Below are 25,916 nucleotides of genomic sequence, written 5' to 3' on the forward strand. Positions count from 1 at the left end.
ATATTGAGCAAAAGAGGGTAAGGAGACCTCTTATCAAGGTCATTTAACGGTTTACATAAAGAAAAAATTACAAATAATGGTATTAGCGCACTATAAGACATAGTTTCTCAACAAACTGGAAGGCAGTGACTATTTATAGTCACTGCCTTCTCGTTAAGAGTGTTACTATTCGTTGCTTGAATCGTTTTCATTGCCGTCATTTGAGCCATCACCTTGTTGTCCTGAATCTCCGTCATCAGGATTTGGTTCAGGTTCGGGTTCAGGCTCTGGTTCCGGTTCGGGCTCTGGCTCTGGCTCTGGCTCTGGTTCTGGGTCCGGCTGTGGTTCCGGTTCGGGCTCAGGCTCAGGTGCGCCTGGGTTTCCGACCGTCGCTGTTCCGGATAATCCAGATACAGATCCGAAGTAGTCAACCGCACGGACTGCGTAAATGCCTTCTGCTCCAGAGTAGCTGATTGAATTACTTGTCGTGCTTCCGATAAGGGAGTAGGATCCTCCAGGTACAGAAGCGCGGTACACACGGTATCCTACGACGTCTCCGCTTCCCGATGCGCCCCAGCTTAGTGCTGAACCACTTGCTGATACGCCTCCTGGCGCAGCTGGTGCCTGACCATCGTTTGGAACGGTAGATGTTGTCGATCCAATGCTTCCGGCTGATGGCAATGCTACATTGCTGAACGCTCCAGTATCAGGTAACAGTTCTCTCAATACAGCAGATGACGTGTATCCATTCTCTTCAAGGAATTCTGGACTAAGTGTCACGCCGCCGCCATCAATGATGAACTCACCGGGGGTATTCGGCCCAGCGACAGCAAGCTGTCCTTGAACTTTTACAAAATTGCCGCTGATCAAGCTGTCATCGACAGTAGTAGGAGCAAATTGAGCGTTGTAAATATCGCTTCTTGCCAGCCCCATTGAACTACACAAATCTGATGCAAGAAGTCCTGATGTGGCACAGTAAGAACGTGTCACTAAACCACCAGGGCTTTGGAAGTTCGTGTCCGGCACCATCAGTTCAGGACGGATTTTGGATACAGCATTGACGACATCAGTCCATGCGCCTTGTGTGCGGCTGCTGTAGCCACGATCAAGTCCTTTATCCTTGTCGTATCCCGTCCACATACTGACGGTTACATTCGGGTTAGTCGCAACAAACCACGAGTCTTTGTAATCCTGTGATGTACCCGTTTTTCCTGCCCAGTCTACGCCCGGGTAGGAAAGCTGGCTTCTGACACGGCTCGCCGTACCGTATTCCAGTACGTCTCTCATGACATCGATCATAAGGTAAGCGGTCTGAGGAGAGAATACATCAGTCATTGTAGACTCATGCTGATAAATGACCTCTCCATCTTTCGTTTCGATTTTCTCGATCAGGTAAGCGTCTGTGAAACGCCCCATATTTCCAAATGTTGCATACGCATTCGTGTTTTCTTCTACAGTGAATTCCTTCGCGCCAAGAGCCAGAGAAGGAATTTCATAGTCTACAGCAGAGAATCCATTGAATCCCATCTTCTCTAAATAGTTCTTTACTGGGTTCTGAGGTAGGATGTTCACGTACTGCTTAACGGCTGGAATGTTGTAAGACCTGGCCAAAGCGTAACGCGCCGATACGAAACCGCTGTGTCCTCCAGAGTAGTTGTTTACTTCCGTGGATGTGCCAGGGTAACGGTAAGGGACGTCCGCGATAACAGAGCCCGGCTGAGCCGCACCCATATCCATACTAGGACCATATACGAGCAATGGTTTCATCGTACTACCGATTGATCTTCTTGCATCTGTAGCATGGTTCAGTTGTTCAATATCAAAATCACGACCACCAACGAATCCGAGGATCTTACCTGTCTCATTCTCGACGATCATGCTTCCAACCTGAACCGGAAGATTAACGGCTACGCGTTCGCCTGTTTCAGGGTCCGTTTCGTAAGTCGTTTTATCTCTTCCGTAGTTTTGGTAGGCGTCTTTCACATCCTGCATCGTGTCATAGATGCCTTTATCGATGGTACTGTGAATCTTATATCCTCCAGCGCTTAATTCGCGTTCTGCTAGAGTACTATATTCCTGGTTCAACTCATCATTTTCATTAAGTTGTTGCTCGGTATAGCCATCTTGTTGGGCTAGTTGAATTTTCAATACATCCTGCGCTCTTTCCTGAATCTCTGTAGTCAGGTAAGGATATCGTACAAAAGCAGATTCTGTAGACTTCGCCAACGTGCTTTGGTTCACGTCAAACTTCATGGCGGCGTCGTACTCTTCCTGCGTAATGTAATTGGCTTCAAGCATCCGGTCGAGTACTTCGTGCATCCGGTCGATTCCAGGCTCCAGCCCTTCAGTAGACTTGATTTCTCCGCCATTCGTAAATGGAGTATAGCCGAATGGTGACTGAGGGAGGCCCGCAATGAACGCGGATTGTGCCAAGTTCAATTCACTTACATCACGACCGAAGATTCCTTTCGCTGCAGCCTGTACACCTGCAATGTTCTGCCCATTCGCATTTCGGCCGAACGGAACAATGTTCAAGTAGGCTTCCAAGATGTCTTCTTTTTCAAAGAATCGTTCGATTCTAAGAGCGAGAAGCATTTCCTTTGCTTTACGTTCAAACGACACTTCATTCGTCAAAATCTGATTCTTGACTAGCTGCTGGGTCAGTGTACTACCACCGGTCTTAACTGAGGAGTTTGTCACTTCCTGAAGAACAGCACGCATGATCGCCTTAGGGACGACACCATTATGTTCTTCGAAGTATTCGTCTTCCGTAGCAATGACGGCGTTTCTCAAATGACCACTGATTTGACTCATTTCAATCTCTTCACGATATAAATCGGAGCGTACATTACCGAGCATCGTATTTTCATCATTAAAATACATTTCGGAGGTTTCCGAATAGTTATAGATGTTTTGAGTCAGCTGCTCTTTACTTTCAATGGGCTGGTCTTTCACGAGGGAAGCAAAGTACCCTGCACCAACACCTCCGGCAAAGAAAAGGCCGACCACACCGATAATGATGAAAAATAAAATAATATTCCAAACGACATCATACGTAATTCGTGTGTTCTTCTGGATTAAGCCATTTTGCCAAAAAGACTTGAAATCCCATTTATTTCGCCCATTTTTCTGGTTATCAGACATTATCATACCCCCTAAAAAATCCACACATAATTATAACATACGTCGATAAGTTAGGACATATTTCCATCGAATCATCTTGTTGCTTTTTTATTTTAGATATGATAAATATAGATATACAGTTTTATAAGCGTGCGTTGAAGGATTGCAGTAGAGGATCAAATCCCTGTTCCCAGAGAGCTGGCGGTGGTGGAAGCCAGTACAGATTTGAACTTGAAATACGGTCTGGAGCGGATCTTCTGGTATGAATCAGAAGACGGCTTATTGGAGCCGTTATCGATACAAGTGGCGCAGTGATGCGCAACAAGGGTGGTACCGCGAATAGACCTCGTCCCTTTTCCAGGGAGGAGGTCTATTTTTTTTGGTCTGCTGAGGCAGGTTTGTTCGATGTTAGAGCCAAACGTTGCATTCTTCGTCGAACTTCCGCCCTCAGTCCATAGAGCCTCTGTACTACTTTATCGGCTGACGGACTTACATTACAAAGGGGTGTCAGAAATGGAATTACTAAAAGACTTGGAACAACGTGGGTTGATCAACCAGGTAACAGATGAAGAAGGATTACAAAAGCATTTAAGTGAGAAGCAAGTGACGTTGTACTGCGGCTTTGACCCGACAGCAGACAGCCTTCACATCGGCCACCTTCTTCCGTTGATGATGCTGAAACGTTTCCAAAAAGCTGGTCACAGGCCCATTGCACTAGTTGGTGGGGGTACAGGAATGATCGGCGACCCAAGTGGCCGTTCGACAGAGCGTCAGCTGAATACGGCTGAGGTTGTTCTCGGCTACAGTGAAAGCATAAAGAATCAAATGGCTAAGGTCTTGAACTTTGACGAAGGAGAAAATGCTGCGGTTGCAAGAAACAACCACGAGTGGCTTTCTGAAATCACGGTCATTGATTTCCTTCGTGATACAGGGAAGCATTTCGGAATCAACTACATGTTGGCAAAGGATTCCGTTGAATCCAGAATCGAAAATGGAATCAGCTTCACAGAATTCACATACATGATTCTTCAATCTCTCGACTTCCAGAAGCTTTACGAAAAAGAAAACTGCACGCTTCAGATCGGTGGAAGTGACCAGTGGGGGAACATTACGGCAGGTCTTGAACTGCTTCGTCGTACGGCAGCTGGTGAGCGAGAAGTCGAAGCGTACGGCATGACGATTCCGTTGATTACAAAGGCAGACGGAACGAAATTTGGTAAAACGGCAGGTGGAGCGGTCTGGCTTGACCCTAAGAAGACGACACCTTACGAGTTCTACCAGTTCTGGATCAACGCAGACGACCGTGATGTGATCCGCTTCTTGAAGTACTTCACGTTCCTTTCTCTTGAAGAGATTGCAGAGCTTGAAAAAGAAGTCGAAACACAGCCGGAGAAGCGTGTCGCACAACGCCGCCTGGCAGAAGAGATGACGGTTCTCGTGCATGACGAAAAAGCTTTAGAGCAGGCAGAGCGCATTACAGAGGCTCTGTTCAGTGGTGATATCAAGTCTCTTTCAGGAGATGAGATTGAGCAAGGATTCAAAGATGTTCCGGCATACAGCTCAGACGAAAAAGAACCACAGCTTCTACAACTTCTTGTCGATTCAGGCATTGCTTCTTCTAAGCGTCAGGCAAGAGAAGACATTTCGAACGGAGCGATCTACATTAACGGGGAACGGAATCAGGACTTGAAGCACACGATCAATGAAGAAGATCGTATTGAAGACCGGTTTACCATTATTCGTCGTGGTAAGAAGAAATACTTCCTTGTTCGTTTCTAATTAGAATAAGAGAAAGGGTTGAGTATAGTCTCTCAGCCTGTGAGAAGCCTGGACGGTTATCGTCCGGGCTTTTTTTATGGAGGGGGGGCTGATTGAGAATGTAGTCAAATGAAGCATCATAAGCAGGGTGTGATTGACGCTTTGGTATGATGTAGAAAAGGAGGAGAGCTAAATAACATAGAAAAAGCCCTCGAACACTTCGAAAAGCATTCAAGGGCTTGATTATATCGCTATTAGAATCGACTCTATTAACGAGACATATTTTTATTGAGCAAAGTCCATTTACTCTCATTTGATGAAATCGCCAAAATAACTGACCTTAATAAAGGGACAGTTCAAAGTAACATCAGAGCTGTCGAACAGAGATTAGATAAAATAATTAGGCATTTACTCGAAAAGGAAATTCAGGTTAGTTAAGGAGAAAAGCGCGGCTGTGCTCTTTAACTATTTTTATTTTGATGAGCTACTGCAATTTCTATAATATCTTGCATGTATTTTTCATATTCATCAAAAGTCTGAGAGAGATCTTGTATATGTGTATCAGCCCAGTCGCTATCGTGTTCATCTTTCAGGAATAAATCGTAAGTATAAGGATAGTTTAATTTCTTTTTTAGCTCATCTCGGATTTCAATAAAACTATCTTTGTGATAGGACCAATCGTCGTCGGTAATGTGTAGAGTGTCTTGAGATTCTAGAAATGATAATTTTTCTGAAACAATAGGGTCTATTTCTTTGAAGGTGTTACTGATTTCAAGTTTTTGCTGCTTTCCTTCAAGGTAGCTTATTTGGGACTTAAGGCTGTCGGTCTTTTCATGTAATTCTATTGTTTGATTTAGCTTTTTAGTTAGCACTCTAAGCTTTGAGGTCATAATACCATCTTTTGACTTAACTTCCTTCTCACTTCTTATGACTTCTTGATAAGCAACTGATACATCTTCAAAATATTTTTTAGTCTCTTCTTTGATTTTATCTATTTCCTCAAGCCGTTCCTCATAGTTCTCTTTATATTTTTTGTTTAAATACATAATCACAAATGTTGTGACCAATCCAACAATCGCTATCAATATGGTGAAATAGGTCATTACATAGGAAAGGTTATTTTGAAGTGCGGATATTCTGTCGTCCTTAAAACTCGAAATCAACTCATTTAGCTTTTCGTTGGTCACAGTAGTGTTAGTAGTTAAAAACATACTAAGAGTCACTTTCAACATTATCACTCCTACAATTTCTATCGGATTATGGAAAACTTTGCATTTTTGTATAGGCTATTGATAAATTTGCAAAGTGTCAATTGATTAGCTTTAATGAAAGTTCTTTACATCCGGCTGCCCACACAATATTTATGAACTCTTCATACTATCTACAACGATAATTCGCCCCAGAATAGAGCATATGTTTGCACTATTTTGCAAAGTAGACAAAAAACAAAAAAGCCCCGAAACGTTGGTATAACAACGTTTCTAAGGCTTTTATTGCTAAGATATACTTTTCGACTCTATTAACGAGAGTAGAATTCAACGATAAGCGCTTCGTTGATTTCAGAAGGAAGCTCAGAACGTTCAGGGAAACGAGAGTACGTACCTTCACGCTTGTCTTCATCGAAAGTAAGGTATTCAGGAACGAAGTTGTTTACTTCGATTGCTTCTTCGACAACGTTAAGCTTTTGAGATTTTTCACGAAGGCTGATCGTTTGACCAGGAGCTACGCGGTAAGATGGGATGTCAACGCGACCACCATCTACAGTTACGTGACCGTGAGTAACTAGCTGACGAGCTTGGTTACGCGTACGAGCTAGACCTAAACGGTACACTAGGTTGTCCAGACGAGACTCAAGAAGAACCATGAAGTTCTCACCGTGGATACCTTTCATGTTACCAGCTTGGTCGAATAGACGACGGAATTGACGCTCAGTCAAGCCGTACATGAAACGAAGCTTCTGCTTCTCTTGAAGCTGAAGACCGTATTCAGAAAGTTTTTTACGTTGGTTTGGACCGTGTTGTCCGGGAGCGTAAGGGCGCTTTTCAAGTTCCTTACCAGTTCCGCTTAAAGAAATACCATAACGACGTGATTTTTTCCAGGTTGGACCTGTATAACGTGCCATAGGAATTTCCTCCTTTGTATTTTTATTTTGTATAAAATAAAAACCGTGTGTGTCCTTGTTCCGTTGCACATTATGTTTTCATGCACCATCGCTCCAGCAGCAGAGAGTTACACGATGCACCTCTTAATAGAGGAACAAAATGTACACAACGGCGGCTCACAAAGGCTGCCATTTATTTTACACAACGACCATTATAATTTTTATTCGGGGATAAGTCAAGTTCTCTAACAAATTTATTAGGTTTAAATTTAAGTTTACAAGGGGATTTAGAAAAAATAAAATTTTTACACAGTTCAACTCGTTCTAAGGTGTAAAGTAGTGGTACAATAGACTCAAGTGTAAATGTGAAGAAGAGAAAGGTGTGAATATTGGTCATGCAAATACATAGCAAACAAAGCCTTCAACACCTTCAAGCCCGGATTTTTGAATTGTTTACGAAAGATACGACATACACCTTTGACACATTTCTTTATTTACTATCTGTAGAAATTCGTAACTTTCTTCAAGTCCAACAGTGTGGCGTGTATGTATTGGATGATTGGGAAGGTGGCTTCCACCTGAATGCAAACCATAAAGATGACGGTATGCAATGGCTGGAGTCCTTTTCGGTTCATGATATATCATTTGAAGGATCCAATATACTTCACAAGGGGGAGTTCGTCAATCCATTAGTTGACCGCGAGGCATCGGATCGCTCCTTCTCAGTGATTCCTTTGATTGAGGACAAGTTGTATGGGTTCTTTGTAATCCAGCATCATTCTTTCAGGGAAATGGATCAACAATTGCTGAGGTCTGTTCGAATCGAAGTCAGCAAATCAATCAATAAAGTGCGTGTCGTATTTGCCGCTTTGGAAGAGAAGCAGAAATATGAACGCTTATATAAAGGAACATCGGACTTTCACTCAACGAACCATAGTGAAGACGTCCTTCAGCAGGTGATCCAAACGGTAAAGAGGGTCTACCCTCAATTTCATTACTACTTATTGCTTTCTCAGGATCACACGTGTCAGGCGGACTTGCCGGTCAAAAGCCTGACGTACAATAAAGAAGCCTCTTCACAAGCCAGTGCGCAGGCCTATTTAATGGGAGAACTACAGATTGAGGATTCTGAAGAAAGAGACGAATCGGTTCTATACGCTCCTCTTAAGGGTAAGCAGGGAGTCTATGGTGTGCTTCAGGTCGTATCATCTCAGCTACTTTATTTTACAGAAGCACAAATCGAGTTTTTTGATCTTTTGTCTCAGGACGCAGGTAATGCCCTTGAGAATGCTCAACTCTATCAACAGTCAAGAAGACTGAATAACGACTTGCAATTGATCAATTCCACGTCGAAACATTTGAATTCAACTATGAAATTAACAGATAAAATTGCGTATGTAGCCGATCGTATCGATCAGTCGTTTGGTGCAGATGAAGTGGGGATTATTCTTTTTGAAAATGAAAGTCACACCAGCTTTGATATTCTGGAGGGCAGTTCAGCTTTCTTTGAAAGTCCAGCCTGCCATTCTTTGATAACCAAAGTTGATCGAGACCTCGTTAAGAATGACGAAGCCGTGTTTATCGGGGACTTGACCATGCGTCTGGAAGAATCGTTTGAATATCACTCTCTTATGGCCGTCCCGATGACGGATCATGAGTATTTGGATGGTCTTGCGATCGTGCTGCACAAGGAACCTTATTATTTCAGCTTCGACTCATTCAAGCTGCTTCAATCCCTTGTCCACCACTCAACGCTCGCTTTTGCCAACTCTATGCTTCATGAAGAGCTTGAGAGGACGGTTATTACTGATTATTTGACGAAGCTCCATTCCAGGAATTATTTAGATCAAAAAGTAGAACATCACCTGAACAAGGACAAGCGGGGGCACTTCTTATTGTTCGACATTGATAACTTTAAGAAGGTCAATGATACGTACGGTCACCAAATCGGGGACGATGTGATTTGTCAGGTCGCTGATATCATCCAGAATACCATTATGGATAAAGGGCTTGGCGCAAGGTGGGGAGGAGAGGAATTGGCTGTGTACCTTCCAGGTTTAACAGAGTCCCATGCGTACCACCTGGCTGATTCGATTCGGTCTACCATCGCTGTAGAGACGAACCCCTCCGTAACAGTGTCCTGTGGTATGGCGTCCTGGAGGTCCTCAGAGCGACCGGATGTGAAGCAGATTGTAAAAGATGCTGATCAAGCCTTGTATGTTGCAAAAGAATATGGAAAGAACCGGATTGTTGTTTCCTCATAAAGAAAGCTCTCTGCTGTTAGGCAGAGAGCTTTTGGTTTAAATGTGCTGCTGTAATGTTTCAACAAATTCTTTAAGGTAGACCTCATCTTCTTCATCGAAGCGGTCTTTGGACGGACTGTCGATATCGAGTACGCCGTACACTTCGTTGTCCTTCATCATCGGTACGACAATTTCGGACTGGGAGGCGGCGTCGCAGGCGATATGTCCTGGGAATGCATGAACATCGGCAATACGCTGAACCTCTTGATCCGCTACGGCTGTACCGCAGACGCCTCTGCCAGATGGGATACGAACGCAGGCAGGTAGCCCTTGGAATGGTCCGAGAACGAGCTCGTCTTTCTTCCATAGATAGAATCCTACCCAGTTGACATCGTCGAGAAACTGGTTGAGCAGGGATGCAGCATTTGATAGATTGGCAATTTCATCAGGCTCATCCTCGATGAGAGCTTTGAGCTGTTTGATGAGCAATTCGTAGTTCTCTTTTTTAGTGCCAGTGTAGGTCATGGTCTGAAACATGTTAAGTCCTCCTTACATGAATTCGCGTGCAGCGCGAAAATCATGTCGTGATTTGATGAACGATTACCAGCAGGAAAATCCTGCTTTTTAAAGAACTATTCCCTTGAGGGGGAAAAATAATGAGCCGACAGAATCAAACGAGTAATAAGGTGCTGGAAGTAGCGTGCCGACTTTTTTACAGCAAGGGATTTAATGGGACATCCGTTCGGGATATAGCTCATGCCGCCGATGTAAACGTGTCTTTGATTCATTACTATTTCAAAAGCAAACAAGGGTTGTTTGAATCGTTAGCTGTCAATTACTTTGAACCTTATTTGGATTTACTGGAACAAGAAGCAGCCTCTGATTTTCAGTTGGGGCTGGAATCGTTGTTGAAAAAAATTCTACATTATAAGCAGATGAATTATCAACTCTCTTGTTTAGTTTATAGAGAACTTTCCCTGAATACGATTTTTGCAAGAGAAATGCTGGTCACTTATATTGCGAAAGAAAACCATTTATTCAACCTCATTCTCTTTAATAAAAGATCAAAAGTTGAAGTGACGTTCAGAGAGAAGCTCTGTCTTCTGCAATTGAAAGGGTTGCTGAATGCCCCTTTTATGATGCCACACGAGTGCAGAGACCCCTTCATTACGGAAGCTTCGATTGATCACTTCGTGGAGGTGTACAGTGAATTGATGTCTGAACAGCAGACGGTCAAATCATTGAGCGCTCACTATTAACGACATACATTTGATAACTGTTGATATCCTTGTTTAAGGCCAGAGGCGCTATGAGCGTCAGAGCCATATACAAGGGGGATCCCCATGGCATGGGCCTGTTCGGCAATTGGTTTTGTCGGGTAGGTCTCATTGCAATGGGGTTTTTGTGTTCCGGCACCATTGTAATCGAGCTCGACATGATGGTCACTGGCAGAACGGAGCACCTCTACGGCCATCTGCTGCCAATTCGACGGTGATGGGAAGAGCTCGTGAAATTTTCGAATCAATGTCATATGCCCGATTCTTGAAGGTTTAAAAGGACCGAGGTCTGTCTCGATCGACGCGCGTACTTGACGGAAGTAGGCTTCATACATTTGCTCTATCCCCCCAAAGTCCAAGACAGCCTCACGGAACATGTCAGGACTAAAGTCCAAGCAATACCATCCGCTATTCCCCTGTAAAAAATGAACCGATAGAATGCCATCGTCAAGCTCTGGTCCATATTGTGTCAGAAAGGCTTCTGTCTCCTTTTCATACCCGGATATATAGTCCAGCTCAAAGCCTGCAAAAATCGTTATGTCCTTTTCATACTCCGCTTTCAATCCGTTCAAGTCTTTGAGGTACTGTTCGACATCCTGTGCGTTCATCCCACTGTCCTTATCAGGTACAGGATCGACGAAGGAAGGCGGGAGGGGGGCGTGCTCTGTAAAGGTCATCGTTGAGTATCCCACATGAATCGCCTTTTCTACGTATTCTTTCAAGGAGTCGAGCGTTCCGTGTGGGCAGTAAGGAGTATGGATGTGTCCATCTCTCATAGGTGAATCCTCCTTTACCTGTTAAAGTAATTGTCAATCAGTTGATAAATTTGAAATATTTTAGCCAAAAGTGCTATTTACATGGTATCATAATAAGCAATCAATCATTAATCTCGGAACCAGTTCCAACTGTGGGCGTTAACGTGTAAGGAGGATAATTATGGAGTACGTCATCGGGGGTATTTTGCTGCTTATCGTGCTGTTCATTACGGGTCTTATTTGGCGGAAGCGTGTGTACGATGAAGTGGATCGCCTTGAAAGCTGGAAGATGGATATTATGAACAGAAGAGTAACGGATGAGCTGTCGAAAGTGAAGGCGCTGAATCTATCAGGCGAAACGCAGGAGAAGTTCGAAGGGTGGAGGAATCGCTGGGATCAGATTCTTACGAAAGAACTTCCTGAGTTAGAAGAAGATTTATTTGATGCCGAAGAAGCGGCGGATAAGTATCAATTCAATCGTGTGAAGAGGGTCGTAGCTCATACGGAGGGGAAGCTCGAAGCGATTGAAGAGAGCATTGCTTCTATGTTTGAAGAGCTTGATACATTGTTGAATTCAGAGCAGAACAGCAGAGAAGAAATGGAATCTCTCAAACCTGAGTTGAAAGCACTGTCCAAGGAGCTCGTAGACCAACGTCATGCTTATGGGAAAGCTGTTCATGTGTTCGAACGCAGAATAGCCGAATGGCAGGCTAGCTTTGACGAATATGAACACCTTGTCGAACAGGGCGATTACTTAGAAGCGGATGAGCTGGCTCAATCGACGAGTCGACAAGTGAAGCAACTGAAAGAGGAAGTAGAACAATTCCCGATTCTTTATAAAAAAGCTCAGACAGAACTACCTGAACAGTTGAAGGAGTTAACGAACGGTCTTCAGGAAATGAAAGAAGATGGTTATCGTCTCTCGCACTTCAGCTTCAAACCGGAAATACATAATTTCGAACGCTCTCTCAAATCTATGGCAGCCAAACTTCAACAGGGAGATCAAACCGACGTGGAGAAAGAGTTGACCGAGATTGAAGCGCGTGTTCAGGAAATTTATCTAATGCTTGAGAAAGAAGCAGTCGCCCATAACTTCGTTGAAAAACAGTATGGTCCTCTTCAATCTCAGCTGGATGAGCTTGATTATGTTTTAGAGCTGACGGAGAAGGAAATAGAAGAGATACAATATACCTATCAACTGGGCGATGAAGATATTGAAACCTACCGCAGCCTGAAGAAATGGTATAGCCAGTTGAAGAACCGCTTATATCAAGTCGATGAGAAGCGGGGAGATGGGGAGACTTCCTTTGCTGAGATCCGAGAAGAGATGGAAGAAGCACAGGAACATCTTCAGCAACTGAAGGAAAAACAGGAATCGTTCAGCGAGAATGTTCAGACGCTCAGAAAAGACGAGCTTGAAGCAAAAGAAAAGCTTGCTGAAATGGAGCAGAAGCTGATGGACACGCACCGTCGCTTAAAACGAAGCAATCTTCCTGGCATCCCTGAAGTCGTATTTGAGAAAATGAAAGCAGCTGGTGAAAAAATTACCATCGTATTCGACTATTTGGAGCAGCAACCACTTGATATGTCACGAGTGGGTGAGAAATTAGAGGAAGCTGTTCAACTGACGGAAGAGTTGACTCAGGCAGCGAATGAAACGTTGCGCACGGCAGAGTTAGCCGAACGAGTCATTCAGTATGCCAACCGGTATAAGAGTAAACATCCATTACTTGCTGCAAAGCTGTTGGAAGCAGAAGCAGAGTTTAGGGAATGTCGTTATCAATCGGCTTTAGAATTAGCGAAAGAGGCTTTAAATGAAGTGGATCCACACGCATTCTCCCGACTTGAAGACAAGGAGCAAGTATTGGCTTAGGAGTGTTAGGATGAGAAAATGGGGTCTTATTGGTTTGGCGACGTTGACGATTGTATTGTGGTCATCTGTTATCGGCTTCTATGTCTTTTCAACGAATACCGTTGAATGGGCTGAAACACACAGCCAAGCTATAGAACCAATCCATTACAATAAATCGATCACGGACGATCAATTAACAGCTCACTTCGAGCGGACTGACCAGTCGATCAACGATGCAGAAACGATCCTCGGTGCGGATGCGCTCACTCAAAACTGGATCAATGATATGAATGAAGATGGAAAAGTCAGTATCGATACAGTGCTTGAGTCTCTCAACATCGAATCACAATAACGTCTTAAAAGTCACTTCCCTTTCAGGGGAGGTGGCTTTTTCTTTTACTGGGATAGAGGGCAGCCTTCTTCCATTTCGATTCGTGTTATGATAATATTATGGATTGGAATTTCAAACAAAGGAGCTCAAGAGCCCATGATCTATCTGGATAATAGCGCAACGACACAGCCTCACCCTGAGGTTCTTGAAAGTTATAAAAAGGTAGCAGATAAGTTTTTTGCAAACCCATCATCTGTTCACCGCTTCGGAAGTGAAGTGGAACGATTGCTTCAGCAAACGAGGAACCAGGCCGCTGAATGGTTCGGTGTACAGCCTAAGGAAGTCATTTTTACTTCTGGAGGAACAGAAGGGAACAATATGGCCATCAAAGGAATTGCTCTTATGCACCAGTCGAGAGGAAAGCATCTGATCACCTCTCAGGTTGAGCATCCATCGGTCATCGAGGCGTTTCGTGCCATGGAATCTTTGGGCTTTGACGTGACGTATCTTCCGGTCGACTCAGAAGGGAAAGTCAACCCACAAGATGTTTCTGAAGCGATGAGGGAAGACACGATCCTAGTAAGCATCATGTCTGTAAATAATGAACTGGGAACCATTCAACCCATCCAGGAAATTGGCGGCATCGTGAACGAGTATCCGAAAGCTTTCTTTCATGTCGACCATGTTCAAGGGCTTGGGAAAATAGATGTTTCATTAAATAAGGATCATATCGATTTATGTACAGTCTCTGGCCATAAGGTTCACGGATTGAAGGGAACCGGCGCTCTTCTTATGAAGCAGGAGGTTCTGTTATTTCCACTTCTTCACGGAGGTGGACAGGAGCAGGAAAAGCGGGCAGGTACAGAGAACCTTCCCGGGAGCGTAGCTTTTGTGAAAGCACTCCGGTTCCTTTTCGAAGACCAAGAAAAGAAGCGGAACCATTTAAACCAGCTTCGTGAGTCTTTATGGAATGAGCTTCAAGAGATAGAAGGAGTTTTCATAAATTCACCGAAGAATGGAGCTCCGCACATTCTTAATTTTTCGGTTCCGGGATTTAAGCCTGAGGTATTAATTCATACGCTGTCTGAGCGTGACATTTATATATCAACGAAGTCGGCATGCTCGTCTAAGCAGCCGGATGTGAGTGCTGTATTAAAGGCGTGCAATGTGGACAGGGAACGGACGACCTCAGCTTTGAGAGTCAGCATGTCCTATACGAACACGGAAGAAGAACTGATGACATTTGTACAAGCATTGAAGGCATCAATTGAACAACTACAAGTGACAATGGGGAGATAAAAATGAACTTTGATCAAATATTGATTCGCTACGGAGAAATGGCGATAAAAGGGAAAAACCGACGCTCGTTCGAGCAGAAGCTTATGCGCAATTTAATTCGTAAGCTGAAGCCTTTTCCCGGTGCAAGAATTCATAAAACAAGAGATCGCATGTACATTCTGCTAAATGGCGAAGACCCGCACGCGGTGATGGATGTATGTCGTAAAGTGTTCGGAATCCACAGCTTAAGTTTTGCTGTGAAGGTGGAGAAAACGGAAGAGAACTTAAAAGAAGCGGCGCTCCTTGCCTTCCGGGATGCTGAGGGAGCAAAAACGTTCAAGATCTCTTCAAAGCGTACGGATAAGGAATTTCCTATTTCCTCTCAGGATTTGAACCCTCTTATTGGAGGTCACATTCTTCAAAATACGGAAGGTGTAACCGTGGATGTCCACAATCCTGATGTAGAGATTAAGGTTGAAGTTCGTCAGGAGGCAGCCTACATTACGGCCCGTGACTATCCTGGAGCAGGAGGTCTTCCAGTCGGCACAACAGGAAAATCCCTTCTCATGCTCTCAGGGGGCATCGACAGTCCGGTTTCCGGTTACCTGACCTTGAAGCGGGGAGTCGAGCTTGAGGCGATCCACTTCCACTCTCCTCCTTATACGAGTGACCGTGCGAAGCAGAAAGTGATCGATTTGGCAGAACAGCTGAGTCAGTATGGGAATAAAATTAAAATACATGTAATTCCGTTTACGTCAATCCAACAGAAGATTCACCGTGAAATGCCGGAAGGGTACAGCATGACCATCATGAGACGTATGATGATGCGAATCAGTGAAAAGCTCGCAGAACGACAAGGGATCCTGTCTCTTACGACAGGAGAGAGCCTGGGACAGGTTGCGAGCCAGACCATGGAAAGTATGAATACGATCAATGAAGTGACCAACTATCCCATCATTCGCCCACTTGCAACAATGGACAAGCTCGAGATCATCGATCTATCCAGAAAAATCAACACGTATGATATTTCCATTCGTCCGTATGAAGACTGTTGTACAGTGTTCGTACCGAAAGCTCCGAAAACCAAGCCAAACAGAGAAAAGGCCAATTATTACGAGTCGAACTCTGATTTTACGGAAGATATTGAAAAAGCTTTAGAAGATAGTTATGTCATTGAAATAGAAGACGGCAAGCAGATCAAGCAGGAAGATGAATTCAGCGATCTGTTCTAATAAAAGAACCGCTCCCTCCGGGGCGGTTCTTTTCGTTTCATTTTGTACTTGAGTGTGGTATAAGTAGTACTAAAAGCTAGAGAGGGTGCAGGGATGTGAAACTTTGGTATGGAGGCAAGATTTATACGATGAAGAAGGAAGGAGAATGGGTTGAAGCAGTTGTGACTGAGAAAGGTACGATTGTCGCAACTGGAGACACGCAGACTCTTTTCCAGAAATTCAAGGATCAAATTGTGGAAGAGCATGATTTGAAAGGCGCTGTGATGTATCCTGGTTTCACGGATAGTCATTTGCACATCATCGGTCATGGAGAGCGCCTTATGAGGCTTGATTTGTCCTTTATGAAGTCAGCAGAAGAGGTCGTCCAAGCATTGAAGCAGCATGCTGAACAGCTGTCACCTGGGGAGTGGATCATCGGCGATGGTTGGAACGAGAATCAGTGGGAAGAAAAACGCATCATACATAAAGAAGAGTTGGATGCGATTTCGACAGAACACCCTATGATGCTGACAAGGGTTTGCCGCCACGCTCTCCTTGCGAACTCACGAGCCATCGATATGGCGGGGGTTACGAAGGGTACGCCTGACCCTCAGGGGGGTGTCATTGTACGCGATGAAAAAGGTGAAACGACCGGATACTTTCATGACCAGGCACAGGAACTGATTAAAGAAGCGATGCCGGAAGTAACGCCGGATTATTTGAGGAAGGCGACCGAACTTGCCGTAAATGACATGCACGCACATGGGCTTGTCGGGGGGCACAGTGAGGATTTGAACTATTATGGTGGATTCAAGAAAACACTGGATGCCTTTACGGACATCATCAATGAACAGCGTTATAAATTCAGAGCTCATCTGCTCGTTCACCACGGCGTCATTGAGGATGTAGATGCTCACAACCTGGGTTTCAAAAAAGGGACGGAATTTGTTGAGCTCGGTGCGCTCAAGATCTTCTCTGATGGCGCGCTTGGCGGCCGGACGGCCTGGCTTTCAGAAGACTATGCGGATGACCCGGGAAATAAAGGGGTAGCGATCCACACGCAAGAGGGGCTGGCTTCACTTGTAGGTGAAGCGAGAAAGCGTGATATGCCTATTGCGGTTCATGCCATTGGTGATGCGGCAGTGGAAGCCGTAGCAAATGAAATTGAACGGCAGCCTCTGCAAACGGGTGAAAGAGACCGTATCATCCATGCCCAGATTCTTCGTGCTGACCTGCTTGAGAAGTTAAAGTCCTTGAACGTGGTCTTAGATCTTCAGCCGACATTCGTTGCTTCAGATTTTCCGTGGGTGATGGATCGTATCGGCAATGTACGCTTAAAGACCTCCTACTCTTGGAGAACACTACTTGATGCGGGGATTATGTGCGCTGGAGGATCGGATGCGCCGATCGAAGAAATCAATCCATTGCTTGGAATCAGAGCCGCGGTGGATCGAAGAGCGACTTATGATCACCAAGTCTATCAAGCGGAGGAACGTCTTTCTGTATATGAAGCGATCTCCCTCTATACGAAGGGCAGTGCGCAAGCGATTTCCAAGGAGCATTCACAAGGTAAGATCGAAGAGAGCTATGTGGCGGACTTCACGGTATTGGATCGGGATTTGTTTGCTCTAAAATCACATGAACTAGCTGATGCCAACGTTATGATGACGATTGTTGATGGAGACATTGTATATCAGCGTTAACGGCTTTAAGAGCATCCTGCTGGAATGATCACAAGAATAAAGCGTCCAGGTTTCGCAGCCTGGACGCTTTGCTTTGGAAAGGTTTTATTATAAGAAGGTCCGCTTGACGCGGTCCCAGTATGTGTTGTGTTTCATTTTCACCGTCTTGATGACATCATCGCTTAATTTGATTGTGACATCATGAATGTTTCGGATGGAGAACGCTTCATTATCCATACCGATCACAGGATAGTCGTTGCCGTCTTGAAGCACGTCAAGCCTTAGTGTACGTTCACCACTCAGGATGAAAGAAGACCCGAGAGTTCGGTAACGATTGTTATTCAAGGAAGCCAGCTCACTGACTTGGAAACAAGGGAGCTTCGGGTCGACTACCGCTCCACTGGTGGACTTATTGTATCCTGTACTGCCGGTAGGCGTTGCCACAACCAGTCCATCCCCTCGGAAAGTCTCGAAATGAAGATCGTCGATATGCACATCCATTTCAATTGATTTAATCAGGGTAGAGCGGACGCTGCACTCGTTCAAGCATTTGAATGTGGATTCCCCATTGACGGTCGCTTCGATGATCGGGAAGCGTCGGACTTCCACTTCAGCATTCTTCATAGATTGGATCATTTCTTCGTGATCATCAATGTCGAAGTCACAATATAACCCTGCTTCGTTTTGGCTGCGGATTCCTACATAAAGGCAGTCTTGTCTGAAGCCTGTCTTTCTGACTGCTTGCAGGAATGTGCCGTCGCCTCCGATGGCGATGATAATATTGGCTTCTTTGGAGTCCTCCACTAAATGAAAGTCATTATCTTGAGCCAATTGGAAAAGGGCTTTTACTTTATCGTCGATCTCATGGTTTGGGTGATAATAGAAATATAGGTTTCTACGTTGATCGGACACAATGTTTCCTCCTTTATGTATGCTGTGATGTCATTTTACCATTTTCTTCGTGAAACCGCACTCAATTTTCACACAAGTCCGTCAATAGCGTCTTTGTTGAATCCAGCTGGATAATTCGATATGGTGTAAACAGAAGAAAGAAGAACAAGATCGATAATGGCGCATTGTGTTTCAGGACAGATGCGCTCTTTTCTTTTTAATTTGCTCGTTGAAGGAGAATGACAATGAAACAAGAGAACGTGGAAAAGTTATTCCAATGGATTGACGAAACGGCTATGACCGTATCAGAAGATATGAACATCACTTATCTAGAATCGATTGCAGAGACGCTCGATGTTCTGTTCAATGGCAAGCCTTTTGATGATATGAGTAAAGGTCTTCAAACAACACTGAACAATGAGCTGACGAAACTATCGAAAGATGAATTTGAGAAAGAAGAAGTCCGGAAAGCTGTCCAGCTGACCATCCTTAAAGGGATGAAAGGAGCGACGCAGCAACAGCACCTTATTACACCGGATTCGGTAGCCATGTTTATGGGATACATCGCATCCAAACTATTCGAAGGAAAAGAAAATCTTAAACTGTTTGATTTAGCTTCTGGTTCGGGTAATTTAATAACGTCGGTTATGAACCAGCTTGAGATGCCTACCAATGCGTACGCTAGTGAAGTGGACCCGACATTGATCCAACTGGCCGTTACCAACGCCAACCTTCAGAAGAACCATATCGAGTTCTTCCACCAGGACAGCCTTCGTCCGTTTCTGATGGAACCGGTTGACTTCGTAGTGGCTGACCTTCCTGTCGGTTACTACCCGGATGATGTCACAGCTGCGAACTATGAATTGAAAGCAGAAGAAGGCCATTCGTACGCTCACCACTTGTTTATTGAACAAGGATTGAACTATACGGAAGAAGGCGGCTACCTTATGTTCATCGTGCCGAACTTCCTGTTCGACAGCGATCAATCCAAGCAGCTGAATGCCTTCTTACGTGAACATGCTCATATTGTCGGCATGCTCCAGCTTTCTGATTCATTGTTCAAAGATGAAAAACATGGCAAGAGTATCTTGATTTTACAGAAGAAAGGGAAAGAGACGAAAGCACCCAAAGAAGCGCTTCTTGTTAAACTTCCATCGTTCAAGAACCCTGATGCCATGGCTGATATCCTTGCTCAGATGAATCAATGGTTTGATCAGTATAAGTTGCAGTAATTGTGTGAAAATAGTGAATATAAGAAGTAAACGTTATCATGTTCTTTCCGCCTTGAAATCGCACGTAACGGGTGATTAAATAGTAGTGGTAGAAACAAACGAACCTATCTTAAGGGGATGAGCAACGTTGAGTAATAAAATTCTAGCAATAAATGCAGGTAGTTCATCACTGAAATTCCAGTTGATTGAAATGCCAGAAGAAACAGTTGTTACAAAAGGTCTTGTTGAACGTATCGGTTTAGACGATGCTGTTTTCACAATCGAGTTCAACGATGAAAAAGATAAAACAGTTACAGAAATCCCGGATCACGGTAAAGCCGTTACGATGCTGTTGGACAAGCTGACAGCTAACGGAATCATCGAATCACTGGATGAAATCAATGGCGTTGGACACCGTGTTGTACACGGCGGAGAGCGTTTCAGTGAATCCGTCCTCATTACGGATGAAGTCATTGAAGAGATCGAAGGTGTATCAGATCTAGCGCCGCTTCATAACCCTGCGAACCTTACAGGTATCAATGCGTTCCGTGAAGTGCTGCCGAACGTCCCTCACGTAGCGGTGTTTGACACAGCGTTTCACCAAACGATGCCTGAACAGTCTTACCTGTACAGCCTTCCATATGAGTACTATGAGGAGTATGGCATTCGTAAGTACGGTTTCCACGGTACATCTCACAAATATGTGTCAGAGCGTGCCGCTGAGATGCTTGGGCGCCCGGCCGAGCAGCTTCGCTTACTTTCCTGTCACTTAGGAAACGGAGCAAGTATTGCAGCCATTGAAGGCGGAAAATCCATCGACACGTCCATGGGCTTCACACCACTTGCTGGTGTAACAATGGGTACGCGTTCAGGTAACATCGACCCAGCCTTGATTCCATTCATCATGGAGAAAACAGGTAAATCTGCAAGCGAAGTCATGAACGTATTGAACAAAGAGAGTGGTATGCTTGCCCTTTCCGGATTCTCAAGTGACCTTCGTGATATTGAAGATGCAGCAAAAGAAGGCGACGAGCGTGCAGAGCTTGCGCTGGAAGTATTCGCTGCCCGTATTCACAAATATATTGGTTCTTATGCATCCCGCATGCACGGAATCGATGGCATCATCTTCACAGCAGGTGTTGGTGAAAACAGTACATCCATCCGTGAACGCGTCCTGAAAGGTCTTGAGTTCATGGGCGTTTACTGGGATCCATCGTTGAACCAAGTACGTGGTAAAGAAGCATTCGTAAACTATCCGCACTCTCCTGTAAAAGTAATGATCATTCCTACGAACGAAGAGGTTATGATTGCACGCGATACAGTTGAAAAAGGACTATAATAGATAGAGTGGTGATCCTCAAACGAGGGTCACCACTTTTTTTGCTTTTCTTCTCGTGCTTGCCCTTTTGAATGGAGTAGCGATACAATAAAGAAAAGGAAAAATAAGGTGCGAGGGGGCGCTTTTTTTGTCTCAAGAACGAATTACCCAAGATGTGAAGAAATGGATGGATCATTACCGGAACTACCAGCCGAACGATTTCGAACGGGTGTATGACGACTGGCTGGCCTATAGCTTCGGTAGGATGGATCCGGGTGTGAAGGAGAAGCTTTTTTCGAAATTGGATGATTGGTTTTTTCATACTCACGCGTTTTTGCAGGGGAGTTCTTTTCAAAACGATGCGAGAGAGCGGATCTTGACGGTCGGGCGTGCGATTTCTGAGGATATTCAAATCATTGATGACATGAAACACCACTTAACCATTGATCAGCTGACGTACATAGCGGACCAGCAAAGAGCGCGGGGGAGGCTTTATTCGTTCACCCAAGGCGGTCTCACCGGAACGGGGGGGTGGCTGCTTCTCGGTGTCGACTTCCCCCTTATGATGGTCATGAACATAAGAGCGGTTCAATTGATCGGTCTCACGTTCGGCCACGAAATGAACCACCCTTATGAGATGATGATTTCTTTGAAGGTATTTCATGCAGCTACTTTGCCTAAACGACTGCAGGCTGATGCATGGCGGGAGCTTGTCCTTGAGATCCAAAATAAAGAGCATCCCTATATCTACAGCGGAGACGATAAATTGACCGATGAGAAATGGTTGGAACAGCCGATTAAGCAGATTACCAAATCGCTGGCCATTCTGATGTTCAGGAAGAAGATATTCCAGGGGCTTCCTTTCATCAGCATCGCTGTCGGAGCTTACTCGAACTACCACCTGACAAAGAGGGTCACGGACTTCGCTCTTCGATTTTATCAATACCGTCATTTACACACGATGAAAGGGGAAAGTTGATGGCTGTCGAAGCTCATAAAAGAGAAGCGCCGGACTCTGTGAAATGTATGGTGATCACGATTAGTGACACTAGAACAGAAGAAACGGATAAAAGTGGGCAGATCATGCTTGAGTATCTCGAGGAAGAACAGCATGATGTGGTGGATTATCGTATTGTTACCGATGACTTTGACAAGGTAACCGGTGCTTTAAAGGACGGGTTCTCACACCCTGATGTTGATGTCATCCTTACGAATGGAGGGACTGGCATCGCTGCGCGGGACATCACGATTGAAGCCGTTCAATCACAAATTGAAAAAGAAATTCCAGGGTTCGGGGAGTTGTTCCGAATGCTCAGCTACACGGAAGACATCGGCTCTGCGGCCTTATTGTCGAGGGCTGTTGCTGGGACGAAAGGGCATACAGCGGTGTTCTCTACACCTGGTTCAAGCGGGGCTGTACGCCTTGCTATGGAGAAGCTGATTCTCCCTGAAATGACTCACGTGGCGAGAGAACTGAATAAAGATAAATAAAAAAGAGACGACTTATGAAAAAGTCGTCTCTTCTAGGATGTCGAGAAAGTCCTATCGGTTCTCATAAAGTTTGAAAAGCGCTGTTGGCGAAACAACTCGCTTTCCGTGGGCGTCCGCTGAGTCGCCTCGCTCCCTTCGGTCGCTGTGGGGTCTCATCTGTACTCTGCTCCCACAGGAGTCTCGCTGTTTCGCCAACACCTTTATGAAGGGGAAACGGAACCTCTATTTGCCACGACCTGAAAGAGGCGATGATCGCACAGAATAACGTTCGGCTTTCCACGTACTAGCTCGGTTCTGTTCCCGCTACCTTCGTACAGTGGGGTGGAAAATGACGAGACTCCTACGGGATGCACGGACCACGGCGAGATCCCCGAAGACGAGGTCTGAGGTAGCTCGCCGTCCGCCGTGGAAAGCGAGTTATTTTCCACCCCACTGTCCTCCACATTTGTAACAGAAGCGTTTTCTAACCTTTTTCAACAGACTGAAAAGAGACGACTTATGAAAAAGTCGTCTCTTCTTTAATCTTCTTTTTGGTCGGGTCTGACTACGAGCACATCGCAGGAGGCATAGCGGGTGATGTGTTCGGAAACACTACCTATGAAGAATCTTTCCATCGTACTTAGCCCCGTAGCTCCACAGATGATTAGATCGGCTTTGTATTTAGGAGCCACATCTTTCGCAATTTTTACCTTCGGGGAACCATATTCTATATCTACCACGACATCTTTAATACCTGCATCTTCTGCTTTCTGTTGGTAATCGTTCAATAATTCCGTTGCGTATTTCTCTGCCCTTATGGCAAGAGAACGATCGTAAGCTTCAACGGTTGCAAAAGCTCTCGTATCGACTACGTGGGACAAGATCAACTTAGCTTCGTTCCGGTTTGCGATATCAATCGCCTTTTTGAAGGCTACCTCAGCAGTTTCCGATCCGTCGACGGCGACGACAATGTCTTTGTATTCAAAAGTCATTTGATGATTCCCCCTTCCTTGTTAGTTCTATTATACCACGTCGTTTTTTAAGAAATGCGAATATTTTACACTATTTTGTGAACAGTAAGAGTGAGGTGATCATAAATGGCGAAAAAGAAGCCGGTTAACCCATTGGAAAGAGAAGCGGAACAGCAAATGATGAGTGCGCTGAACGAAAGCTATCAGTCTGGTGTAGAGACTGAAAAAGAAAACAAGAAATAAAAAAGAGCCCACCGATGAAGATCGGTGGGCTTTGTTTCATCCCCAGGTCCTGTTTTTCATGACCAGCGGGTAGGAGATGGCGACGACCAGGAATGTGAGGAATCCTGGTGATGCGCCTTCTGGAAGAACAAAGTACAGAATGCCTCCTGAAATGATATGAATGATCGCCCATGGATTGATGCTTGAGGTTTTCGTCAACTGTGCGAGTGCCTTCTCGTCGAGCATCCGTTTTTTTACAAATAGATAATCGCTCGAGATGACGGCGGAGATCGGAATGATAAAGCCTCCGAGTAAGGAAATATACGACTCTGCTTCATTTACTAAGTCCGGGAATCCACTTAGCAGAACGCCTAGTGCGCCGAACAGGACAGCACTCTGTACCCGACTCAAGCGACTGAACGTGTTCAGAAGGCTGTAGCCGCCGGTGTACGCATTGCTGATATTGATCGAAACCATCGAGATGATGGCTGTCAGCGTGATGATGCTTATGAATAAGGGTGAATCAGTTACATTACTGGATGACACATAGGGGTTGATATCATTGAATAAGTAAGCTGAACTTGCCCCAATGAATGCTGTGATGAAAAAGCCGATACTGTTGCCGGATAAAAGCCCCCAGAACCCGTGAGCGGGTGTCTTTGCGTACCTGGTCATATCGGCTGATGCGCTGACGCCGGATACATACTGAACAAAAGCCAGGCTTGAAAAGAAAAAGAAGCTCGTCCATGACATTTCTGATGCGTCATCAGGGAGCGTCAGCCATGAACCTTGTGCATCGTTTGTAGTAAAGTAAAGATAAAGCATCGTTCCTTCCCCGATCAGCAACAGTGGAAGGAAGTAACTGGTCGCTTTTTTGACGGCGTCGAATCCGATGATGGCTAGTACGACCATCACGATCGACAAAGGAATGGAAAACAGTAAAAAGGGCAGTTCATTTCCGGTGACTCTTACGATCAGTTGCTGAATCACATATGTACCACCGATGGTCTGAACACTGAACCAATACAATGAGGTCAGACTTCTGATCGGGGAGGATAAGTATCTCGCTCCTTGGACTCCTAGCATCGTACGAATCGAGTACTGAGCAGGGATGCCTAATCTGGCCCCAGGCAAAGATAAATAGGAAACAAATAAAAAGCCTAGTACAGCACCTATGCTGGTTGATAATACCGCACCCCAAAAAGAAAGGCCGCCCTCTATGACGGCTAGTGCCGGGATTAAGAAATTACCCGCATTGGCGGCAATCGCAATTTGGATGATGGCGAATCGATACCAGGGTGTATTTTGCTGCTCTTTTGGAACGGATTCCAATCCAAAGGTTTCAATCATTTTCTTACGAGAGGATGTTCTCATAGCCCTCACGTCCTTTCTGCCGCATTCATTTTACAGAAGCGAATGAATATTGTAAACAAATCAAGATTTAATGTAACGAGAGTGAACTGATATAGAGGAGGAATGAAGTGATGAGACATGCCATTATTACAGCTGGAACGAAAGGGCTCGGCAAGAAAGTGACGGAGAGCTTCTTGAATAAAGGAGTGTCAGTAACCGTCACATATAGAAGCGATCGCGAGAAAGCTCTTGAATTATACGAGCAGTTTCCGTTGCAGAAAGACTCCATACAATTAATACAAACTGATGTCACGAAGAAGGAGGACCTCGAAAGGATCGTCCAAGAGACTGTCGAGAGATTCGGAAGAGTAGACTATCTTATAAACAACGCAGGTCCATATATATTCGAGAGGAAAAAATTAATGGATTATACGACGGAAGAATGGAATGCTATGATCAGAGGCAATTTAGATGCCGCTTTTCACCTTATGAAAGCAACGGTTCCGTATATGCGTAAACAGCAGTTCGGAAGAATCATCAATTATGGATTCCAAGGGGCAGGAGAAGCATCCGGATGGATATACCGCTCGGCCTTTGCTGCGGCCAAGGTTGGACTTGTTTCTCTGACGAAGACCATCGCTTATGAGGAAGCGGAGTATGGAATCACTTCCAACATGATCTGCCCTGGAAAAATATTAGGTGAATGGAAGGAAGCTTCCATAGAAGATGGACGCCAGTCGAAGGATGACGAAACCCCGATTGGCAGACCTGGAACAGGCGAAGATATTGCGAGGACAGTGGAGTTCCTCTGTCATGAGGATTCGGACATGATTACCGGGACAATATACGAGGTGACAGGTGGTCTGGACGTCATTCACCGCCATTTGTAG

The 25,916-nt window shown here is 44.9% G+C and carries 22 protein-coding genes and 1 other annotated feature; of the genes, 14 read left to right on the forward strand and 8 right to left on the reverse strand.

Annotated elements, in window-relative coordinates:
• Nucleotides 1-165: 165 nt before the first annotated feature.
• Complete coding sequence (locus tag LCM20_RS04275; protein WP_225194196.1) at nucleotides 166-3,123, reverse strand: transglycosylase domain-containing protein; 2,958 nt, start codon at nucleotides 3,121-3,123, stop codon at nucleotides 166-168.
• Nucleotides 3,124-3,248: 125 nt separating this feature from the next.
• Nucleotides 3,249-3,459, forward strand: a binding site (T-box leader).
• 156 nt (nucleotides 3,460-3,615) lie between these two features.
• Here LCM20_RS04275 and tyrS point away from each other — a divergent pair.
• A complete protein-coding gene (gene tyrS / locus LCM20_RS04280; protein ID WP_225194197.1) occupies nucleotides 3,616-4,881 on the forward strand; it encodes a tyrosine--tRNA ligase in 1,266 nt (421 codons plus the stop codon).
• A 258-nt stretch (nucleotides 4,882-5,139) separates the two neighbouring features.
• A complete protein-coding gene (locus tag LCM20_RS20240; RefSeq protein ID WP_412097983.1) occupies nucleotides 5,140-5,298 on the forward strand; it encodes a hypothetical protein in 159 nt (52 codons plus the stop codon).
• A gap of 23 nt (nucleotides 5,299-5,321) precedes the next feature.
• Here the strand turns inward: LCM20_RS20240 and LCM20_RS04285 are convergent, their stop codons facing one another.
• Together LCM20_RS04285 and rpsD are read right to left on the reverse strand one after the other, a co-directional pair.
• A complete protein-coding gene (locus LCM20_RS04285) occupies nucleotides 5,322-6,089 on the reverse strand; it encodes a hypothetical protein (protein WP_225194198.1) in 768 nt (255 codons plus the stop codon).
• Nucleotides 6,090-6,379: 290 nt separating this feature from the next.
• Complete coding sequence (rpsD, locus tag LCM20_RS04290) at nucleotides 6,380-6,982, reverse strand: 30S ribosomal protein S4 (protein ID WP_225194199.1); 603 nt, start codon at nucleotides 6,980-6,982, stop codon at nucleotides 6,380-6,382.
• Nucleotides 6,983-7,356: 374 nt separating this feature from the next.
• Between rpsD and LCM20_RS04295 the strand changes: the two genes are divergently transcribed.
• Nucleotides 7,357-9,225 carry a diguanylate cyclase domain-containing protein gene (locus tag LCM20_RS04295; RefSeq protein ID WP_225194200.1) on the forward strand — a complete coding sequence of 623 codons (1,869 nt, stop codon included), beginning with the start codon at nucleotides 7,357-7,359 and terminating at the stop codon, nucleotides 9,223-9,225.
• A 36-nt stretch (nucleotides 9,226-9,261) separates the two neighbouring features.
• On the opposite strand, the gene LCM20_RS04300 is transcribed toward LCM20_RS04295, so the two are convergent.
• Nucleotides 9,262-9,741 (reverse strand): GAF domain-containing protein, encoded by a 480-nt coding sequence (locus LCM20_RS04300; RefSeq protein WP_225194201.1) that lies wholly within the window; start codon nucleotides 9,739-9,741, stop codon nucleotides 9,262-9,264.
• A gap of 119 nt (nucleotides 9,742-9,860) precedes the next feature.
• Here LCM20_RS04300 and refZ point away from each other — a divergent pair, with 119 nt between their 5' ends.
• Nucleotides 9,861-10,463 carry a forespore capture DNA-binding protein RefZ gene (gene refZ, locus LCM20_RS04305; protein ID WP_225194202.1) on the forward strand — a complete coding sequence of 201 codons (603 nt, stop codon included), beginning with the start codon at nucleotides 9,861-9,863 and terminating at the stop codon, nucleotides 10,461-10,463.
• Here the strand turns inward: refZ and hisJ are convergent.
• Nucleotides 10,460-11,257 carry a histidinol-phosphatase HisJ gene (gene hisJ, locus LCM20_RS04310; protein ID WP_225194203.1) on the reverse strand — a complete coding sequence of 266 codons (798 nt, stop codon included), beginning with the start codon at nucleotides 11,255-11,257 and terminating at the stop codon, nucleotides 10,460-10,462. The two genes, refZ and hisJ, sit on opposite strands and share 4 nt — an antisense overlap.
• A 160-nt stretch (nucleotides 11,258-11,417) precedes the next feature.
• On the opposite strand from hisJ, the gene ezrA reads away from it, so the two are divergent.
• From ezrA to LCM20_RS04335, 5 genes are all read left to right on the forward strand, one after another.
• Nucleotides 11,418-13,109: a septation ring formation regulator EzrA gene (gene ezrA / locus LCM20_RS04315; RefSeq protein WP_225194204.1), complete on the forward strand. Its 1,692-nt coding sequence runs from the start codon at nucleotides 11,418-11,420 to the stop codon at nucleotides 13,107-13,109.
• Between the two features lie 10 nt (nucleotides 13,110-13,119).
• Nucleotides 13,120-13,440 carry a hypothetical protein gene (locus tag LCM20_RS04320; protein ID WP_225194205.1) on the forward strand — a complete coding sequence of 107 codons (321 nt, stop codon included), beginning with the start codon at nucleotides 13,120-13,122 and terminating at the stop codon, nucleotides 13,438-13,440.
• Between the two features lie 135 nt (nucleotides 13,441-13,575).
• On the forward strand, nucleotides 13,576-14,718 hold the full coding sequence (locus LCM20_RS04325) for a cysteine desulfurase family protein (RefSeq protein WP_225194206.1): 1,143 nt from the start codon (nucleotides 13,576-13,578) through the stop codon (nucleotides 14,716-14,718).
• A 2-nt stretch (nucleotides 14,719-14,720) separates the two neighbouring features.
• Nucleotides 14,721-15,929 carry a tRNA uracil 4-sulfurtransferase ThiI gene (gene thiI / locus LCM20_RS04330; RefSeq protein ID WP_225194207.1) on the forward strand — a complete coding sequence of 403 codons (1,209 nt, stop codon included), beginning with the start codon at nucleotides 14,721-14,723 and terminating at the stop codon, nucleotides 15,927-15,929.
• Between the two features lie 95 nt (nucleotides 15,930-16,024).
• Nucleotides 16,025-17,611, forward strand: coding sequence for an amidohydrolase (locus LCM20_RS04335; protein ID WP_225194208.1), 1,587 nt, complete (start codon nucleotides 16,025-16,027; stop codon nucleotides 17,609-17,611).
• Between the two features lie 87 nt (nucleotides 17,612-17,698).
• Here the strand turns inward: LCM20_RS04335 and LCM20_RS04340 are convergent, their stop codons facing one another.
• Entirely contained in the window at nucleotides 17,699-18,502 is an 804-nt protein-coding gene (locus LCM20_RS04340; RefSeq protein ID WP_225194209.1) for an NAD kinase, read from the reverse strand.
• Nucleotides 18,503-18,726: 224 nt separating this feature from the next.
• Between LCM20_RS04340 and LCM20_RS04345 the strand changes: the two genes are divergently transcribed.
• From LCM20_RS04345 to LCM20_RS04360, 4 genes are all read left to right on the forward strand, one after another.
• Nucleotides 18,727-19,713 carry a class I SAM-dependent methyltransferase gene (locus LCM20_RS04345; RefSeq protein ID WP_225194210.1) on the forward strand — a complete coding sequence of 329 codons (987 nt, stop codon included), beginning with the start codon at nucleotides 18,727-18,729 and terminating at the stop codon, nucleotides 19,711-19,713.
• Nucleotides 19,714-19,840: 127 nt separating this feature from the next.
• Nucleotides 19,841-21,031, forward strand: coding sequence for an acetate kinase (locus LCM20_RS04350; RefSeq protein WP_225194211.1), 1,191 nt, complete (start codon nucleotides 19,841-19,843; stop codon nucleotides 21,029-21,031).
• A 127-nt stretch (nucleotides 21,032-21,158) separates the two neighbouring features.
• Complete coding sequence (locus LCM20_RS04355) at nucleotides 21,159-21,989, forward strand: EcsC family protein (RefSeq protein WP_225194212.1); 831 nt, start codon at nucleotides 21,159-21,161, stop codon at nucleotides 21,987-21,989.
• A complete protein-coding gene (locus tag LCM20_RS04360; RefSeq protein WP_225194213.1) occupies nucleotides 21,989-22,501 on the forward strand; it encodes a molybdenum cofactor biosynthesis protein B in 513 nt (170 codons plus the stop codon). The genes LCM20_RS04355 and LCM20_RS04360 overlap by 1 nt, the downstream gene beginning before the upstream one ends.
• Nucleotides 22,502-23,019: 518 nt before the next feature.
• On the opposite strand, the gene LCM20_RS04365 is transcribed toward LCM20_RS04360, so the two are convergent.
• Both LCM20_RS04365 and LCM20_RS04370 read right to left on the reverse strand, forming a co-directional pair.
• On the reverse strand, nucleotides 23,020-23,472 hold the full coding sequence (locus tag LCM20_RS04365; protein WP_225194214.1) for a universal stress protein: 453 nt from the start codon (nucleotides 23,470-23,472) through the stop codon (nucleotides 23,020-23,022).
• 258 nt (nucleotides 23,473-23,730) lie between these two features.
• Nucleotides 23,731-25,047: a purine-cytosine permease family protein gene (locus LCM20_RS04370; protein WP_225194215.1), complete on the reverse strand. Its 1,317-nt coding sequence runs from the start codon at nucleotides 25,045-25,047 to the stop codon at nucleotides 23,731-23,733.
• Between the two features lie 110 nt (nucleotides 25,048-25,157).
• Between LCM20_RS04370 and LCM20_RS04375 the strand changes: the two genes are divergently transcribed.
• The gene (locus tag LCM20_RS04375; protein ID WP_225194216.1) at nucleotides 25,158-25,916 is read left to right on the forward strand and encodes an SDR family oxidoreductase; all 759 of its coding nucleotides are present in this window, start codon (nucleotides 25,158-25,160) and stop codon (nucleotides 25,914-25,916) included.

It is taken from the genome of Halobacillus litoralis (assembly GCF_020171725.1).
Lineage (GTDB): Bacteria > Bacillota > Bacilli > Bacillales > Halobacillaceae > Halobacillus > Halobacillus litoralis_F.

What these genes read in the sequence shown, in the direction of transcription:
- LCM20_RS04275 (WP_225194196.1), bottom strand. Translation starts at nt 3,123, where the DNA reads ATGTCTGATAACCAGAAAAATGGGCGAAATAAATGGGATTTCAAGTCT.
- tyrS (WP_225194197.1), top strand. Translation starts at nt 3,616, where the DNA reads ATGGAATTACTAAAAGACTTGGAACAACGTGGGTTGATCAACCAGGTA.
- rpsD (WP_225194199.1), bottom strand. Translation starts at nt 6,982, where the DNA reads ATGGCACGTTATACAGGTCCAACCTGGAAAAAATCACGTCGTTATGGT.
- LCM20_RS04295 (WP_225194200.1), top strand. Translation starts at nt 7,357, where the DNA reads ATGCAAATACATAGCAAACAAAGCCTTCAACACCTTCAAGCCCGGATT.
- LCM20_RS04300 (WP_225194201.1), bottom strand. Translation starts at nt 9,741, where the DNA reads ATGTTTCAGACCATGACCTACACTGGCACTAAAAAAGAGAACTACGAA.
- refZ (WP_225194202.1), top strand. Translation starts at nt 9,861, where the DNA reads ATGAGCCGACAGAATCAAACGAGTAATAAGGTGCTGGAAGTAGCGTGC.
- hisJ (WP_225194203.1), bottom strand. Translation starts at nt 11,257, where the DNA reads ATGAGAGATGGACACATCCATACTCCTTACTGCCCACACGGAACGCTC.
- ezrA (WP_225194204.1), top strand. Translation starts at nt 11,418, where the DNA reads ATGGAGTACGTCATCGGGGGTATTTTGCTGCTTATCGTGCTGTTCATT.
- LCM20_RS04320 (WP_225194205.1), top strand. Translation starts at nt 13,120, where the DNA reads ATGAGAAAATGGGGTCTTATTGGTTTGGCGACGTTGACGATTGTATTG.
- LCM20_RS04325 (WP_225194206.1), top strand. Translation starts at nt 13,576, where the DNA reads ATGATCTATCTGGATAATAGCGCAACGACACAGCCTCACCCTGAGGTT.
- thiI (WP_225194207.1), top strand. Translation starts at nt 14,721, where the DNA reads ATGAACTTTGATCAAATATTGATTCGCTACGGAGAAATGGCGATAAAA.
- LCM20_RS04345 (WP_225194210.1), top strand. Translation starts at nt 18,727, where the DNA reads ATGAAACAAGAGAACGTGGAAAAGTTATTCCAATGGATTGACGAAACG.
- LCM20_RS04360 (WP_225194213.1), top strand. Translation starts at nt 21,989, where the DNA reads ATGGCTGTCGAAGCTCATAAAAGAGAAGCGCCGGACTCTGTGAAATGT.
- LCM20_RS04365 (WP_225194214.1), bottom strand. Translation starts at nt 23,472, where the DNA reads ATGACTTTTGAATACAAAGACATTGTCGTCGCCGTCGACGGATCGGAA.
- LCM20_RS04370 (WP_225194215.1), bottom strand. Translation starts at nt 25,047, where the DNA reads ATGAGAACATCCTCTCGTAAGAAAATGATTGAAACCTTTGGATTGGAA.
- LCM20_RS04375 (WP_225194216.1), top strand. Translation starts at nt 25,158, where the DNA reads ATGAGACATGCCATTATTACAGCTGGAACGAAAGGGCTCGGCAAGAAA.